A 16789-nucleotide genomic window follows, 5' to 3' on the forward strand; every position below is an offset into this window, starting at 1 on the left:
TCAGGCGCTCATGCGGCTGTCGGTGTCGAACAGCTCGCGTTCGGCCGGGTGCAGGATGTGCTGCGTGATGAAGCTCCGACCTGCGACTTTCCAGAGCCCGCGCCCCTTGGTGAGGGCGGCCACGGCCTGGGTCTCGACGCCGGTCAGGCCGAGGAGGGAAGCGGCGGCTGCGAGTTGGTCGGGTTCTTGGCGGTAGATGATGCGGGTGGAGCAGTCGGCGAGGAGGCCTTCGGCCAGGACTCGGCCGCGTGAGCCGGCGTCGCCCGCGCTGAGTAGGTCGGACAGTCGGTGGATGATCATCAGGTTGGCGATGCCGAGGCCACGGCTGAGCTTCCACTGGGACTGCATGCGTTCCAGCAGGCCGACGTGGCGCATCACGCGCCAGGCCTCGTCGTAGATGACCCAGCGTCGGCCGCCGCCTGGGTCGGCGAGCGCGGACTCCATCCAGGCCGAGGCGCAGGTCATCGCGAGCACGAGGGCGGTGTCGTCGCTGGAGCCGCCGAGGCGGGAGAGGTCGATGGACAGCATCGGCGTGCTGGGGTCGAACGCCACGGTGCTCGGGGCGTCGAACATGCCGGACAGGTCGCCGTGCACGAGTCGGCGCAGGGCGTGCGCGAGGTCCTGAGCGGCGAGCCCCATGCGCCCGCCCTGGTCGCCGAGTGCGCGGTCCAGGCGCTCGGGAGAGCCGAGGACTTGGGCGATCTCGCCCAGCAGCGGCACCGTTGCGTTGGCTTCGGCGTCGGCGACGACCAGGTCGAGTGCGAGGTCCAGGGCGGTGTGCTCCATCGGCAACAGGTCGCGCTTGAGCACGGTGCGGGCAAGTCCCGCCAGGAGCAGGAGGCGGCGCTTGCGGACCTCGGCCACCCAGTCGTCCTCGCTCACGGAGGCGGGCCGGGTCGGAGCGTCCAGGGGGTTCAACCGGCCGGGAAGCCCGGGCCCGAGGGCGATGCTGTAGCCGCCGAGTGCCCGGGCGACGGTGGTCCACTCGCCCTTGGGATCGCAGGGGACGTAGACGCGGTAGCCGTGGGCGATGGCCCTGGTAGCGATGGACTTGGCGAGCGCCGACTTGCCCATGCCGATGATCCCGGCCAGGACTGCGTTCGGGTTGGTGAAGCCCTCGATCCGGCCGCTGGAGTAGAGCGAGAAGGGGTCGAAGCAGAACGCCGCCTCTGCGTGGACGTCGCGGCCGATGAAGATCCCCTCCGCGCCCAGACCGCCTTCGGCGAGGAAGGGATAGGCCCCGGAGACGGTGGCGGTGGTCATCCGGTGGGCGGGCAGGCGGAGCTTGCCGCCACGAGCCGATGCGGGTCCGGGGCGCCCGGACGCAGCGTAGGTCGGACGCAGTTCGGGGTCAGTGGTCGCCTCGCGGTGGCGCTTCGGCGGGGCTGCGGCGCGGCGGGCCTTGTGGCGGGCCTCGGTGAAGTCCGCGCGGGCGGCACGCTGCTGGGCAGGTGACGCCTTTCGAGGGACAAACAAGGGGGAGGCCGTGGCGCGGGTGCGGGGCATGAACGTTTCTCCAGAGGGAAGTTGCGGGATCAGTGCCGACGCAGGCCGGTGAACGGCGCGTGCAGGTCAGCTGGGGTGGTTCGGCGGCGGACCAGGTGGGCGGCGCGTTGGTGGCGCTGGCAGATGGTCAGCTCGGGTGCCCCCTCGGGGAGTCCGGCGTGGCACGCCTCGCGGTCCGGGATCTCGCCGCAGTCCGGCCGCGGTGCCGCGTGGTAGGCGGCGTGGACGTGGTCGGCGGCCTGCCAGATCCGGGTGCGGGCAGCGTGGAGCTGGTCGCCCTCGATGGGGACGAGACCGCCGGTCCGGTCGGTGTGGGCGTCGAGCAGGCCGTGCAGCGAGACGAGGTGCGAGTGCAGGGCGTCCAGCTCGGCGCGGGTGGTGACCAGCGGGCCTGCGGGGATGTTGAGCGCGCGGTGGAAGTCGAGCGCGGCGGTGGCGAAGGGCACGAAGTCCTGCGCGGTCGTACTAGGGGTGCGGGACATCACGGTGCTCTTTCGAAACGGGGGTGGAGGGCCGTCAGGCGGCGAGGGCGAGCGGCAGAGCGGCGGCGGTGAACGCCTCGGCCTGCTGCCAGGTGAGCGGCCGAAGGTCGAGCTGGGCGCCGACGGCCGCGGTCTCCACGACCGCGCAGGCGGAACGCAGTTTTTCCTCGGTGTCGGCGGAGACTGTCAGCAGGCCGGTCAGGGCCACGTCCGCGTGGCCCGCGATGAGCTGGCGCTCACGGGACTTGATGTCCTGGTACTCGATCGCGTCCGCCTCGGAGTCGACCTGGCCGCGCCGGGCGCGCTCGGCGGCATCGGCGATCACGGACGCCTTCTTGCGCTGCACATCGCGCAAGGCGGCGTCCAGGCCCTTCGGCTCGTAGGACAGCGACAGGGTGCGCCTCACCCCGGCAGTGAACAGGAGCTGGTGCAGGAACCCGGCAGAGGTCTCGGTGCGGGGCCAGTTCTCGACCCAGTACGTGGCGTGCACGGCCGAGTCCGTCGCGATGTGATCGCCCTTCTCGACCATCACGACCGGACCGCCAGCGGCCGTCTCGGCTTCCGGCCGGGTTCCGGTGGACCAGCGGTCGAGTGAGGCAAGGGACTTGGGGTCGTATGCGGTCCGCACGACGGCCGCGATCTCGCGGGCGCTCAGCCAGCCGGTGGGGTTGAGCCCGGCCGTGCGGGCGGCCTGGTCGAAGGTCGAGGTCAGCTGCGCCAGCACACTGAACGCCCCGGTCAGACCGCCACCGGCCTGGTTGATTACCCGCCGCGCCGCCTTCGCGTCCAGGGAGACGGCGACGTATGCCTCGTGTGGAGCCGCGGCCGGTCCGGCGCTGGCGATCAGCTCGCTGTAGATCGCCCCCGCCACAGGCGCGTTCGGTCGGCCGTGTTCCTCCCAGTAGCGGCGCAGTGCGTCGCCGGAGTCCGGGACGGTGCGCTCGATCACCTGGATGCGGGCGACATGACCGGTGCGGGCCAGCGCCGCAAGGGCGCGTCCCCAGGCGTTGACGTTGGCGTTCTGGGTACCCGGGTCGAGCAGCGCGTAGGCGCGGGAAGACACCTTGACCACGGCGGCCAGCGTGCCGGTGTGAGGGTTGTGGACCGCACCGTACCGGCGGTCGGGCGCGGTGACCACGCGCAGGCTGGCCGCCGTGCCGGGCAGGTGCAGCAGTCCCTCGCGGACCGGGCGGCGCGAAGGCTGTGCCAGCCAGACAACCTGGCCCCGCATCCGACGCAGGAGGTACCGGGTGATGATCGGAGTCCAGTCGGCCAGCGCCCGGCCCCGGTAGCGGACGAAGACGAACGCGCCGATGGTGCCCCACAGGGGGACGAATTCGAGAGCGCCGGCCACGCTGCGCGTGAGGATCACGGCGAGCAGCAGCAGGCCGGTCAGGGCGACGGTGAGCAGTTGGGGTGCGGTCAGGCCGAGCAGGATGCCGCGCCGTGAGCGGTGCGGGAACGTGACGGTGGCTGCCGTTTGGGGTGTTGCGGGCATGGTGGTTCCAGACGGTGAGGGCGGGTGGGGGGCGGTACGCGCGGTGCTCTTCCGGAAGTCATGGCGAAGGATTCCGTTTCAGGTGATCGACAGTGGAGGCAGGGGCGGGCTGGGAGGACCAGCCCGCCCCTGGATGAGGGTCGGTCAGGACCGGGATGGCGGCTGGTCGGGGAACACCCACCGCGTCGGCGTCGCGGACCCAGCGGCAAATGGACCACTGGACGGGCCAGTCGGCGCAGCGTCCCCGACCTGAGTCATGCCACCGCCCGGTGCCGGTGCGCTGGCGAGCAGACCGGATCCGCTGTCGCGCCCCGACGACTCTGCTGCGGACGCCCGGCTGGGCCGGGCGATGAGCGGCGGGATGCCGGGACGCTGGACCAGGGCCCGGCCCCTGTCACCGGAGGCGTTCTGGTCCTCGCCATAGCGGAAGCTCGTCCGTGCCGTGGGCGGTCCGGCGTCGATGCCCTCCTTGCTCAGGTTTCCGCCCGACGGGTTGATGCCGGAGGCGACACCGTCCGCGCCCGCGCCGGGAACCTGGCCCGGTCCCTGCGGAGCCGGCGCACCCAGGCGGGCCTGCATGGCGAGGCTGCCCGCGGTCTTCACCGCCCCCGCGCCGACAGCTATGCCGCCGACGCCGGCACGGTGCACGTCGTCGTGGCCGCCGCCGTCGGACGCCCAGTGGACGAACTTGTAAGTGGCGTAAGGGCAGAGCAGCACCAGGACCATCACCACGATCCCGGCCAGCGCATCCGAAAGGGCGGACATGCCGTCGTGGGCGTCGGACTTGCCCATCGCCGAGACCCCGATCAGGAAGACCACGGTCATCAGCAACTTCGAGACGACCAGCGTGGCGGTGGCCTCGATCCATCCCCTGCGCCAGCGCTTGGCGACCTCCCAGCCCCCGCCCGAGCCGGCGAACACCGCCAGCGCGACCAGGATCAGGACACCGACCTTGCGGGCGACCATGACGCCCCAGTACAAGAACGCCCCGATCGCGCACCCCAGGCCGACCAGAGCCGGGACCGCCCAGCCCAGGCTGTACATCGCCCCCAGCTCAGTGACCTTGACGACGCGACGGATCGCATCGCCCTCCGAGGTGTTGGCCGCCTGGAACAACCCGGCACTGAGGGCGTCGACCACGGTCACAGCGACCGAGGTGAACGCTACGGCGCAGAAGGAGAACAGGACCCCGGTCATGGTCCCGATCGCAGCCTGCGCGAGGGCGCGCTCGTCCCGGCGCCAGGCAGCGAACATCAACTGGATGCAGAACGTCCCGACCGTCAGCGCGAGCCCGATCGGCAGCAGAAGCTCGTAGTTGGCCCGGAACCAACCGGCGTTCAGATCGATCGCGGTCGTGGCGTTGACGGCCTTGGCCGCCAGGTCGGCCGCGCTGGCGGCAAGCTCACCCGCGGACTTCGCGATCCACGCCCCGATGCCAGCGGTGACGGCGCCGCCGGGGTTGCTGGCGAAGTCGACGGTGTCGCAGACGGTGCCCATCAAGGGCAAGTCGCACACTCCCACAGTGATACCTCCTTAACTCGGGTCGGGGTCAGGGCGCGACGGCAGGCAGGACACCGGCCAGCGCGCACGGGTGGGACGGGCGGCACTGCACCGCGAGGGTGGCGGTCCGGCCCTCGGAGCCCCCGGCGGGGGAGCCGTACCAGCCGATGGACTGCGTGCCGGAGACCGTCACGGCGTAGATGTACGCAGTGGTCAGCGCCCCGGGATTCGCCTGCAGGGCCTGCGTGAACGCAGCCGGGAAGTGGCCCTCGGCCACGTTGGCGGTGGCGAACTGGCCGTTGCCGGCCATCTCCTGCCACAGCGCGGCCGAGGGCACGAGCGCATCGACCGAGGCGGGGTCCGCATACGCGGACTCCTTGGTCAGCCACCCGTGCAGGGCAGCCACGAACTGCGGCTGCGGGTAGGCACGCGTGTCGTACGACCACAGCGCCGCCGCTGCGGCCTTCCCGAACACGATCGGATCGTGCGTCACCGGCGGGACAGGAAGAGCACCACGGTGCCCAGTCGGTGGCGTACCGCTCGGCGACGCTGCCGGAGTGAGACGGGAGGGCGAACTCGGCGTCGCAACAGGGACCTTGGAAGGGGACCTGTCGTCGCGAGTGAGGTAGGCGACCAAGCCCGCGACGGCGACGAGCACCAAAAGGACCATGGTCGCGAGCAGCGCCCGGCTACGCACACGCGATGCGCGGCCACGACCGGAATCGTGGGCGAGGAAACGATTCTGCATGATCAGTGCACCTGCGAACCGAGCGTCGAGAAGAACGCCACCACGCCGTTCGCAGCACCGAGCAGCAGGGCCGCGCCGGCGCAGACCAGCACGCCCTTCTTGCCGTTGGCCTCGGCCTGGTGGCCACCGGAGTGGTGGCCCCAGGCCCACACGCCCGCGCTCACCGCGAGCGCTCCGACCACGGCGATGATGGCGAACAGGTTGACCGAGCCCATCACCTCCTTGAGGACCGGAAGGCCCGGCAGGCCGCCTTCGTTGGGCTTGATGCCGGGGTCGTAGGCGAGCTGAATCGCCTTGTCGGCGAGATACATAGGAACTCCAGGTTGGTTCTGGGCATGCTGAAGCCCGAGCAGGGCGAAGCAGCGATGCAAGGAGAAAAGAAGGGAAGGAGAAGCGGAATCGGTCAGACGACGCGGCGGACCGCCACGATCTGGGAACGCCACGACGCCAGGGACTCGACGGAGACGACCGCCCCGCTGTGCGGCGCGTTGATGATCAATCCGTCGCCCATGTACATCCCGACGTGACCCGGGTTGGCCGCCGTGCCGTCGGACCCGGCGGTGAAGACCAGGTCGCCGGGCTGCAGGGCGTCCACCGAGACAGGTTTGCCTTCGGTGACCTGCGTGAACGTCGTCCGAGTCAACGTGACCCCGGCCGCCTTGTACGCCTGCTGCATCAGTGACGAGCAGTCGCAGCGCCCCATCGGGTCCACCCCATGGGAGTTGGTACAGCTGCCGCCCCACTGGTACGGGGTGCCGAGCTGGCCCATCGCCCACCGGATCGCCGTCTGCACCTGCGGCGGAGAGCTCGCCGGGATCGCGTACCCGGCCGGTGCCGCGCCGGCCGGGATCGTGCCGAAGCCCGATCCATCCCCGCCACTCGAACAACCATCAGCGGCGCTGGGAGGAGCAGCGCTGATGCCACCGGAACCCGAGGGGGACGGGCTCGGCGCGGCTCCGGCCGCTGGTGCCAAGAGCGGGGCGATGGCCTTCTGCAAGGCTGTCGCCAAGGGTTCCCACTTGGCGTAGGCGTCTGGGAACCCGGACTGTTGTACCGCCTGCGCGGCTTGGGTGACGGTCATCGACTGCCACCCGGAGACCTTCTCCAACGCGGTGTAGAACGCGGTGCTGGCATGCACTGGGTCCAGGATCTCGCTGGCCGTCCCCCAACCCTGGGAAGGCCGCTGCTGGAACAGGCCCAGCGAATCACGGTCCCCGTAGGGCAGGTTCCGAAGGCCGCTCTCCTGCAAGGCGGTCGCCAGCGCCACGATCTGGCCCCGGGCCGGGATGCTCATCGCGACGCCGGTGGCCGCGATGGTCTTCGCATTGGGCACCTGCTCGGCCGGGTCGTCCAGACCGGGCACCGAGACCGTCCCCTTGCCGCCTTCTTCCAGGATCGCCTTCACCTGAGTGGCGACGGCTGCGGTATCCACAGCCGTTGTACCACCAGTCGAGCAGGTGGCCGAAGCAGTGGCGGCACCTACGGCGAGGATCGGAACCGCCAGCAGCAGCGGACCGCACGCGAAGAGGCCGACGGCGGCTCCCGCGGTCTTCTTCACGGCCGTCGCCACTGCTGGGAAGAGACGAGTCGGCGGTGCGGGATCGGGTCGGGGCGTGGGTGCATCAGGGCGTGCTGCATCGCAGCGGCTCCTCGCGGGTTCGTAGGAGGCGCGGCGCCGACCTCTCGTGCAAAGCCGTCGGCACCGCGCCGATGTGAATCCGCCCCTCAGGGCGGGCCCGGGTCAGGGGAGTTGGTAGCTCCCGGACGCCGGTCTCGGGTCACGCGCGGCAGCCGGCCGCGCTCGTAATCTCAGGCGATACACCGGATCTCCTCACGGCGTCGAGAATCGATTCAGCAACGTGCCATCTCCGCCGCCCAATTGGACAGGGTGGCATGGATAAGCACAGGTCAACTGGGGTGGAGCGAGGCTCCGTCCCGGTGACATGGCGAGACAGTAGACCGGGAATCCGGCCGCACCAAACGGCTGCCGAACCAGGGCTCCGAGCGCGCCGTGGTCCGTTAGGTGCGGCCGGAAAGCGCGGCTAACCTCCGGCGCAACCCCACTCCGAGTGACCGCTGTTGAGCGTCGCGGAGAGCGGGCTCAGACTCGCCGTGCCCTGAAAGAGGCCCCGCACATGAGCTACACGCTGCACCGAGGCGACGCCCTCACCGTGCTGAAGACCCTCCCCGACGAGAGCGTCAACGCCGTCATCACCGACCCGCCCTACAACTCCGGCGGACGCACCAGCTCGGACCGCACTAGCCGAACTGCGCGCGCCAAGTACGTCACCAGCGGATCCGCCCACGACCTGCAGAACTTCCCCGGCGAGAACCGCGACCAGCGCTCCTACCGAAGCTGGCTCACCGAACTGCTCACCGAGGCCTACCGGGCATCCACCGAGCACTCCGTCGCCATGGTCTTCACGGACTGGCGCCAGGAACCCACCACGTCCGACGCCCTGCAGATGGCGGGCTGGACCTGGCAGGGCACGATCCCGTGGATCAAGCCCGCCAGCCGACCCCGCAAGGGCGGCTTCAAGCAGTCCGCCGAGCTCATCACCTGGGGCGTCAAGGGCACCCTCAACAAGGACCGGGACATCTACCTGCCCGGCCACTTCATCGCCTCCCAGCCCCGCAAGGACCGCGTCCACATCACCCAGAAGCCAGTCGAGATCATGCAGCAACTTGTCCAGATCTGCCCCGAAGGCGGCACCGTGCTCGACCCCTTCACCGGATCCGGCTCCACGGGAGTCGCCGCCCTGCGCGAAGGCCGGCAGTTCGTCGGAGCCGAACTCTCGTCGCACTACGCCGCCGTCGCCGAGCGAAGGCTCCAGGCGGAACTGAGCCAGAAGGACTTCGTCCTGGCCGGACCGGAGGCGTGAGCATGAGAACGAGCAGACCAGGCAGACGGACCGCAGACATGACAGGGCGGCTGGTGCATCGAGAAGCCGATGCGCCAGCCGCCCTTCCTCTTGCGTCAGGCAGCCTCGAACGCCCGCCTGATCAGTGGTCCGGCCTTCTCCAGGTCCGCGGCCGAGGAGATGCGGACCTCCAGGTCGCCCGTGCCGAGGTGGCCGGTGCCGCGCATATCGCGGGAGAAACCCTCCTCCAGCGCGACCGTGTCCGGGTCCAGCCGGAGGTAGACGAGGATCGCCTCGTGCTTCGGACGGAAGATCACTGAGGCGAGGTTCACCATCCGGCGGTAGGCGATGTAGTGCCGGAGCGGAGCCACCTCCACCTCGCCCCACGCGGTGAGCGCCTCGTCCAACTCGGCGTACAGGTCCCGCAGACACTCCGGGACGAGACTAGGGCCCGCCGGCGTGGAAGTCGCCGGGGCCGTCGGCGGGCTCGTGACCGCGGCGTCCCGCTCCCTGGTCCGCCGGGCCGAGGGAGTGTTCGCCGAGCCGGGCGAGGAGTCCACCAGCAGCAGGCTCAGCAAGCCGCCCTCGAAGACGCGGTAGCGCACCAGGTCGATGCGCTCGGGCAGCCGCTGTACGGCCACGCGATCGTGGTGGGAGAAGCTGGCCGCGATGCAGATCATCCGCGGGCGGCGCCAGTCGATGGTCTCAGCTGCCTCTGGCCCCAGCATCTTCCGGACGAGCGCCTCGACTTCGTGGTGTGCGGAGTCCAGCCAGGACAGATAGGAGACGGCTTGCGACATCACCCCGTTGCCCGACCCCTTCTTGTACTCGATCACCACCGGGCTGCCGTTCTCGTCCAGCCCCAAGGTGTCGATCCGCCCCCGGTGCCACGGCCCCGTCGGGTACTCCGACGCCAGGAACCGGATGCTGAGCATCGCCTCCAGGCCAGCCTCGACCCGCCGCTGCAATTCCATCTCCAGCGCGACCGTCGAACCGGGCAGCTCGACGTCCCGCCCGTCCGCGTCCCGCCGGAACAACATGAGCTCGGCCACCAGCGCCCCCTCCTGTGATCTCTGCAAGAGAACCAATCAGCGGGAGGCTTTGGGTATTCCTCATCCGTTCAGCCGACACAGCTCTTTCGCCAGCTCCCAGGGCTGCGTACCCGCATGCCAGGGATGTTGCCGACGACATGAGGGGGCGAAGCGTTACCGCGCGCTGCGGGCTTCGCCGGGCAGGTACGGGAGCTGACCTATGCCCTGGAGAAGAGGGTTCAGCTCCCCATCGTCTATCTACCCAGGTTGGCGAGTGGTGAGGTCCATCCAGGTGCCCCGACACCGCGACCACCCGAAAGCCGCTGGTCATCGAGCTACAGACCGGTTCACCACCACGCTCTCAGTGTTGGTGGCAGCAAGGTAGACCAGGCGCAGTAGCACGAGAGATCATCCTGCTGCCCTCTCCCGCCGCCGAACAGCCGACCGGGCAATGACCGGTACCCAGCGATCACGGCCTTGACCTGGCCGGACGATTTGTCGGCACCCCAGATCCGATCATGTGGACTAGAGTTTCCACGTTGGCATCGTGCTTTTGGGAGGGAGTCGGCATGGAGCCTCGCAAGGAGACTCGTGTATCGGCCTACGCGCTCGCCGTGAATGATGGTCAGCTTTTGCTGACCCGCTTGTCGGACGCTTCGCCGATCTTCACGCCAGGTCTGTGGCATCTGCCCGGCGGTGGGATCGACCCGGGCGAGCAGCCTGAGGCGGCGCTGGCTCGTGAGCTTCAGGAGGAAGCGGGACTGGAGCTCGTCGATGCCCGGTTGGTGGCCGCGCACGCGTACGCTGTCCGCAGGAACGGGGTGGACTGGCATCTGGTCGCCCTGTTCTATACCGTCGACCTCAAGTCTGACGCGCCGACAGTCGTCGAGGTTGGCGGATCCACTGCCGACGTGGACTGGTTCCCGCTGGCAGCCCTGCAGGAGTCGGCTCTCTCTCCTGCGGCCATCGACGGGCTTCGGCTCCTGAGGGCTGGAGCAACTTCACCGCAGTGAGCCAGTCCGCGCAATGCGACCTGGACGCGTGAGCGCCGCCGGCCCCACGGGCCGGCGGCGCTCACGCGTTCGGATGTCTAGCGGGTTGACACCGCTACAGCAGGCTCCGGCTGGGCGTGGTCCGCGGCCATCGCTGTGATGGGGTAGGCCGCGGCAGCCGCGAGCAGCATGACGATTCCCAGACACACCCATCCGGAGGCGCCCCAGCTGAGACAGAGGGCGCCGGTGATGCTCGGCGACACGACCCGCCCGAGCCCTGTCCCCGTCGAATACAGGCCCATGTACTGGCCCTGGGCCTCTGCCGGCGCCAAGCTGAAGCTGAGTTCGTAGCAGGCCGCCGTGCTCAGCAGTTCACCGAGCGTGTAGACGGTGGCAGCGAGCAGGAGCACCACCGTGGCGGCAGCGGCGGGGAGGTGTGCCGCGCCGGCGATGGCAATGAAGCTCAGGAGAAACGCGAGGCCCGACCGCACCAGGGCCTTGGCCGCCCCACGGGGACTGTCCACGCCGCGTGCAGCCCGGACTTGGAGCACCGCAGCCATACAGGTGTTGATCCCGATCATCACGCTGATCATCCAGCGTGGCGCGTGGGTGTGATCGGCGATCCATAGTGGCAGGACCAGGGTGAGCACGGGAATCTGCAGGTATTGGACCACGGCGATCGCTGTGAATCCGAGGTATCTGCGGTCCCGCAGCGCCTGCCAGTTGCCGATGTTCCCCTTCGGCGGGACCGGCGGGATCACCGGAAGCCTGAGCGTCATGACCGCGCACAGCCCGAACGAGGCCGCATTGCCCAGCACCATCAGGGCGTACACGTCCTTGTTGCTCTGGCTCACCGAGATACCTGCCAGCGCCGCCCCCAGCATCAGCCCGAGGTTGCTCACGGAGCGGAGTTGGGCGCGCAGCGTCGTGGCGTGATCCTGGGCCACCGCACGGATCAGCGGACCGCGCGCCGACGCGTTGGCCGAGGAGCCGAGGGAGACGAGCATGGTCGCAACGACGAACTCCCAGAACGAGTGGACCAGGATCTGCCCGGCCATCGCCAGCGTCTGCACGGCGAAAGTCGTCAGCATGATGCCGCGCGGTCCCCGCCGGTCCGCCAGGCGGCCGACGGGCATGCCGGATGCCAGCCCGATCAGGCCGCCGACCGAGAGTCCGATGCCGACCTTGGCCGCGGACAGTCCCACGTAGTCGACGAAGAACAACGCACTGGTCGTGACGTACATGCCGGTGCCGATCGCACTGATCAGGCTCATCCAGAAGAAGGTGCGCCCGGCTCCCGCAGCCGGGAGGTAGTGGCGGAACCACCCGCGGAGACCGGAGTCCAGCGATCGGCCGCCGCTCACTTGGTGGATCCGACGGGCTCAACCTCGACAGCATTGAGGAACCAATCGACGAGCTTGATGATGCGGTCGCGCACCTCGTCGGCGTCTCGGCCGCTGACCAGGGCACGGGCAGCCCTTGCGCTGGAGGCACGAGAGACATCGGGCGCCGTGCCGCCGGCCTTCTGGTATACGTCCGCGGCCACACAGCCCGGCATCGCCAGCAGGTCCTCCTTCGTCGGCATACGCAAGATGCGGCCGGGTGGCGTGGGCAGGTGCACGAAGCCGCAGGTGCCCTCGCGGACGGTCACAGCGATCGGTTCTTCGATGTGGCAGACAGCGCGAGCCCACTCCTCGACCAGCACGACGCCGTACTTCCATTCGACCGCTTCGCGGATCATTCCGCCGCCGATACGACCGCCACACTCGCTGAACACGAGTTCCTCACCGCGTTCGAACGCCTCCAAGTGGAAACTGCCGTCGCGGTGTCCGAGTGCGTTCAGCGAGGCGTGCACCAGGTCATGAGCGCGGGCGTAGAGGCCGGACTCGTGCTGGGGATCGAGGTGGACGGACGCGATGAACGCCCCATCCTTGATGGAGATCACGTTGTGCAGGTACCGGCCGATGCTCAAGAAGGTGACTGTGCCGTCCTTGACCACGCCGTCGATGTGGATCTCGGTGCCTTCGATCAGCTCCTCGATCAGCCAGGGGCCGGTGGATCCGATCCTTTCGGAGAGCTCGTCGAACTGCGCATGGCTACGGACCAGATGTGTGTCTTGTGAGCCGCCGCCATCCAGCGGCTTGATGACGCAGGGCTCGAAATCGTCGCCGGGTGTGAACTCACTGAGTTGGTCGGCAACACGGCTGCGGGCGGTAGTGATCCCTGCCTCACGGACAATGATCTTCTGCAACTGCTTGTCGCGGAGCGCCAGGGCGACCTGCACAGACATGCCTTCAGTACCACCGAGTTGAGCCAGGACGCTCGCGGCGATTACGGCCCGCTCGCGCTGACTGTAGATGGCCTGGAAGTCCTCGGGGCGAAGGCCATGGCGGGCGAGGGCCGAGAGAAGCTCGCCGATGTCGTCGGTCTCCGAGACGACGATGACGTCGTCGCGTGACACCTCGGCATGCAGTGTGCTGAGGTCGCTCGGGGTGACGATGTTGATCGCTCGGAAGCTGAGGCGCTGCATGGCCAGAGCAGCCGAGTAGAAGCGCCCCACAAGCAATACGGCAGGATCGGTCTGACTGGTGCTCAAGATGGTGCCTTTCGGACGGAGGTGGGGAACGGATCCGCCCCGGGGTTCGGGCGGTGGTCAGACCGAGGTCAGCAATTGCTCCAGCTGAGACTGTTCGGAGGCGGTGGAGGACCAGGCCGTGGCGCTTTGCGTGTGGTCAGTGCGGTACTCGTCCCGGCCCACGATCGCGTTGAGGATCTTCGCGCTGCGCCAGGACGCCAGGCTGAGGTTGGGGTCGGCGATGCCGTGGGAGCGCTCGGCAAGGTTCTGGACGAAGATCCGCAAGCCACTCGGGCCGTCCCAGTCGAGCGAGTAGTCGGGCTGGACGCGGAGTTCACCCGACGTGTCGACGATGCGGTCGCGGATCGGGTCGAGGTAGCTCGGCAGTGCACTGCGGTATCCGGTGCAGAACACGACGACGTCAGCGGCGCATTCCTCTCGGGCGTCGCGGTCCAGGTCGTGGATGCCCACGACGTAGTGGCCGTTCTCGCGGCGCAGGTCGGTGGCTCGACGGCACGGTGCCAACCGGTGAGCTACAGCGCCGCCGTTCACTGTGTCGAGCTGGTAGAGCCGCTGGTAGATCTTCCTCAGCAGCGACTCCGAGACGCCGTCACTCGCCAGGCGCTGGTGCCCGAGCAGGAACTCACGGCGTTCCGGGCTGAGGTTGTAGAAGTGCTCGACGTAATCCGGTGCGAACCACTCGTTGGTGAAAGGGGAGTCGTCGATCGGTTGGAAGCCGACCCGGCCGGAGATCCAGGTCACAGCGCTCGGCATGCCGCCCTCGCCGCTCAGCGCGTAGTTGACGACCTCTGCGCCACTCTGCCCGGCACCGACGACGAGAAGCCGCCGACCCGCGAGTGCAGGGCGCACGGTGAGCAGGTCACTGCCATGTAGCAGGTCGCGGCCGCGATGCGGCTCGGCGAAATCGGGAAGCGACGGCTCGCGGCCGGAGGCGAGGACGAGGGTGTCGGTGACGGACCGTTCTCCGTCCACACAGACGACTTCGAAGCGGTCGCCGTTCACGGTGACCTCGTCGACACGCCGGTTCCAGCGGAGCGTGGGCAGTTGCTCCGCGACCCAGCGGTAGTACTGCTCAAACTCCTGGCGTGAGCAGCTGAGGCCGTTGGCCACCAGGGAACGGTAGGCGCGGCCTTCGCTCACCAGGAAGTTGAGGAAGGTGAAGGGGTTGGTCGGGTCCACCAGGCTTACCAGGTCCTTGAGGACCGAGACCTGCAAATGCGCCTCGGGCAGCATCAGCCCCGGATGCCACGAGAAGCCGGGCTTCGGGTCGTAGAAGCGAGGCCGAAGCGAGGGGACGGGTGCGGCGAGCGCGGCCAGACTTAGGTTAGCCGGGCCGATGCCGACCCCGACGAAGTCGAACTCGTACATGAGGGTTTTCCGTTCTGGACGAAGATGGCGTTGCGGCGTGGTCGGGCCGACTCAGCGCGCAGCGAGTCGTTCGGCGATCAAGGGGTGGGCCCTCAGCGTGTCGAGGCCCCGGCGCAGGTTCGCCTCGAGTCCGGTGTCGTCGACGCGGTGGTGCAGCCAACCCCAGCTCTCGGCGTACTCGCGGAAGAGCTTCGCCGTCTCCTCCTGCAGCAGTCGGAACGACTCCTCGCTCCGCTCGCCGGCCGCACCGAAGTCCTCGAGAGCACCGATCGCCCCGTTCTGCGCCGTGCGCCAGCGGTAGGCGTACGCCGCCGGGCCGTCGACGAGGATGCCGACATCTGGGATGAGCAACTGGGAACCGAAGACAGCGTCGAGGGCGCCACGCAGGACGCGGGAGAGGTCAGCGACCGCCGCAGCGGAGGGCTCGGTCGGCCGCGCCTCGTGGGCAAGCCGGTCCGCGACCGCCAGCTCCTTGAGCACGTGCTTGAGCGGATACGACTCCTGGACGACGACGGCCCCCCGGTCCAGAGCGGGCTTTATAACCTCGGCGGCGAGGATGACGTTGCCGGAGAGTTCCACGAACGCGGCTGCCAGCGCCCCCGCCGCCCGGTTGCCGTCCACGGGCGCGGACGCGAGGTCGGCCTCGCATCCGAGCGACTCCCACATGTCGTAACCGCGCGGGATCTCTACGGCGCGGCCCTCACGTCGACCCGCGCCGTAGAGGGCACGGAAGGACTCGAGCCACAGTTGCTGCAGAGGCACCGCGGGCCACGGCTCCGAGGTGGAACTGAGCGCGGAGCGCCAGCTGACCGAGACAACCTCGTGCCCGGCGGCCTTGAGTTCCTCCTCGAAGGCACGGCACAGCGTGCTCTTGCCGATTCCGTCGATACCGAGGAATGCGACGGAGAATCCTGATGTCATGTCACAGCGTCCTTTCGTGGCGGGTACTGGGGCTACCGCTCGGCGTTGAGACGGTCGAGGATCTCGTCCTGGAAGCAGTTCAGGCCGGAGATCTCGGAGTTCTCGATCGCTTTGCGCAGAGAGCGGGCGGCGGCTTGCCGTTCAAGTGCCGTGCACAACGCCTGGGCGACGATCAGCTCGTAATCGAGCGGCTTGGCCGGGTCGATCGAGCAGGCGTAGGTGATGTCGTCGACGTCCGCGAAGCGGAGGCGGTCCAGGGAGCCGACGCGGGGGAAGTCCGTCAATTCGTCGGGGTGTACGAAGAAGCGCGCCTCGAGGCAGTGGATCGTTCGGTCGACCGCGACCGTGGACGGGTCGATGGCTTCGCCGCGTGCGATGCGCGTCTGCAGGTCCACCAGGTCGAGCCCGGTCTGGGCCTCGGACATCTGGTAGGCAAGCGGGAGCCGGCCGTTGACTTCGAGGAAGTAGTACCGGTCCTCGTCCACGATGAACTCGACCGTCATCACGTTCTTCAGGCCGATCTCGCGGGCGACGCGGACCGCGTCCGCGCGCATCCGGTCGAGCATGTCCGGCTCGATGCCCGCAACCGGGGAAGCCTCTAGTAGTTTGAGCCCGCTGACGCTGAGCAGACTCTCGCGCTCGCCGAGCTCGATGACCTCTCCGCGCTCGGTGATCGCGAGGCAGATCCCGATCACGCGGTTGTGCGGTAGGAACTCCTCGACATACCAGTGGGTCGCGGGGCTCGCCTCGACGACGCGCCGCGCCTGGTCCTCGGTGTGGGCGATCCGCACGGCCTGGCCTCCGTAACCGTGCTCGGGCTTGAGGATCACCGGGAGCCCGAGCCGCTGGACGCAGGCGAGCGTCTCTGCGACGCCGACGGCCGAAGCATGCGCGAGCACCGGCACACCGATGCGGGCTGCAGTGGCGATGGCTTCCGCCTTGCTCCCGGCCAGACGAAGTGCGGCGGAACTTGGCCCCACGAAGCGGATACCCGCCGCTTCTAGACCGGCGACGAAGTCGGCGTTCTCCGCGAGCGAGCCGTAGCCGGGGTAGACGACGTCGACTCCGGCCAGCAGCGCAGCCCCGAGCATGCGCCGCGGTGAGTCGTACGTGTCAGGCAGTCCCCAGCCGGGCACGTCGACCCGGTTGTCCGCAGACCGGACGTGTCCGCTCTGCAGGTCGGTCTCCGCCGCCACGGCGGTAGTGGTGGCACCGAGCGCGCGCAGAGTCTTGGCGGCGCGTACCGCGATGGCGGCGCGGTTCGCGATGAGTACGTGTGGCATGGT

The 16789-nt window shown here is 69.0% G+C and carries 15 protein-coding genes; 2 read left to right on the forward strand and 13 right to left on the reverse strand.

Going from position 1 to position 16789, the window contains the following annotated elements; all coding sequences use genetic code 11:
• The 7 genes from ABH940_RS17260 to ABH940_RS17290 form a co-directional block, all read right to left on the reverse strand.
• Positions 1-1506 carry an ATP-binding protein gene (locus tag ABH940_RS17260; RefSeq protein ID WP_370105612.1) on the reverse strand — a complete coding sequence of 502 codons (1506 nt, stop codon included), beginning with the start codon at positions 1504-1506 and terminating at the stop codon, positions 1-3.
• 29 nt (positions 1507-1535) lie between these two features.
• Positions 1536-1988, reverse strand: a complete 453-nt coding sequence (locus tag ABH940_RS17265) for a DUF6238 family protein (protein WP_370105613.1) — start codon at positions 1986-1988, stop codon at positions 1536-1538.
• A gap of 34 nt (positions 1989-2022) precedes the next feature.
• Positions 2023-3486 carry an SCO6880 family protein gene (locus ABH940_RS17270; RefSeq protein ID WP_370105614.1) on the reverse strand — a complete coding sequence of 488 codons (1464 nt, stop codon included), beginning with the start codon at positions 3484-3486 and terminating at the stop codon, positions 2023-2025.
• Positions 3487-3630: 144 nt separating this feature from the next.
• Positions 3631-5007 (reverse strand): ATP-binding protein, encoded by a 1377-nt coding sequence (locus tag ABH940_RS17275; RefSeq protein ID WP_370105615.1) that lies wholly within the window; start codon positions 5005-5007, stop codon positions 3631-3633.
• A gap of 28 nt (positions 5008-5035) precedes the next feature.
• Positions 5036-5734: a hypothetical protein gene (locus ABH940_RS17280; protein WP_370105616.1), complete on the reverse strand. Its 699-nt coding sequence runs from the start codon at positions 5732-5734 to the stop codon at positions 5036-5038.
• A 2-nt stretch (positions 5735-5736) separates the two neighbouring features.
• A complete protein-coding gene (locus ABH940_RS17285) occupies positions 5737-6045 on the reverse strand; it encodes a DUF6112 family protein (RefSeq protein ID WP_370105617.1) in 309 nt (102 codons plus the stop codon).
• Between the two features lie 92 nt (positions 6046-6137).
• Positions 6138-7292, reverse strand: a complete 1155-nt coding sequence (locus ABH940_RS17290) for a C40 family peptidase (RefSeq protein WP_370105618.1) — start codon at positions 7290-7292, stop codon at positions 6138-6140.
• A gap of 577 nt (positions 7293-7869) precedes the next feature.
• On the opposite strand from ABH940_RS17290, the gene ABH940_RS17295 reads away from it, so the two are divergent.
• Positions 7870-8616: a site-specific DNA-methyltransferase gene (locus ABH940_RS17295; protein ID WP_370105619.1), complete on the forward strand. Its 747-nt coding sequence runs from the start codon at positions 7870-7872 to the stop codon at positions 8614-8616.
• 95 nt (positions 8617-8711) lie between these two features.
• Here ABH940_RS17295 and ABH940_RS17300 read toward each other — a convergent pair whose 3' ends face one another.
• Positions 8712-9647 carry a DUF5655 domain-containing protein gene (locus tag ABH940_RS17300; protein WP_370105620.1) on the reverse strand — a complete coding sequence of 312 codons (936 nt, stop codon included), beginning with the start codon at positions 9645-9647 and terminating at the stop codon, positions 8712-8714.
• Positions 9648-10195: 548 nt separating this feature from the next.
• Here ABH940_RS17300 and ABH940_RS17305 point away from each other — a divergent pair.
• Positions 10196-10639 (forward strand): NUDIX hydrolase, encoded by a 444-nt coding sequence (locus ABH940_RS17305; protein ID WP_370105621.1) that lies wholly within the window; start codon positions 10196-10198, stop codon positions 10637-10639.
• A gap of 77 nt (positions 10640-10716) precedes the next feature.
• Here the strand turns inward: ABH940_RS17305 and ABH940_RS17310 are convergent, their stop codons facing one another.
• From ABH940_RS17310 to ABH940_RS17330, 5 genes are read right to left on the reverse strand one after another with little or no spacing between them, the layout of a single operon-like run.
• Positions 10717-11982, reverse strand: a complete 1266-nt coding sequence (locus tag ABH940_RS17310; protein ID WP_370105622.1) for an MFS transporter — start codon at positions 11980-11982, stop codon at positions 10717-10719.
• On the reverse strand, positions 11979-13214 hold the full coding sequence (locus ABH940_RS17315; RefSeq protein ID WP_370105623.1) for an acetyl-CoA carboxylase biotin carboxylase subunit family protein: 1236 nt from the start codon (positions 13212-13214) through the stop codon (positions 11979-11981). Before ABH940_RS17315 ends, ABH940_RS17310 begins: the two co-directional genes overlap by 4 nt.
• 57 nt (positions 13215-13271) lie before the next feature.
• Positions 13272-14582, reverse strand: coding sequence for a lysine N(6)-hydroxylase/L-ornithine N(5)-oxygenase family protein (locus ABH940_RS17320; RefSeq protein WP_370105624.1), 1311 nt, complete (start codon positions 14580-14582; stop codon positions 13272-13274).
• 51 nt (positions 14583-14633) lie between these two features.
• Positions 14634-15503: a hypothetical protein gene (locus tag ABH940_RS17325; RefSeq protein WP_370105625.1), complete on the reverse strand. Its 870-nt coding sequence runs from the start codon at positions 15501-15503 to the stop codon at positions 14634-14636.
• Between the two features lie 32 nt (positions 15504-15535).
• Positions 15536-16786: a biotin carboxylase N-terminal domain-containing protein gene (locus ABH940_RS17330; protein WP_370105626.1), complete on the reverse strand. Its 1251-nt coding sequence runs from the start codon at positions 16784-16786 to the stop codon at positions 15536-15538.
• Positions 16787-16789 lie beyond the last annotated feature (3 nt).

It is taken from the genome of Streptacidiphilus sp. BW17 (genome assembly GCF_041262485.1).
GTDB lineage: Bacteria > Actinomycetota > Actinomycetes > Streptomycetales > Streptomycetaceae > Streptacidiphilus.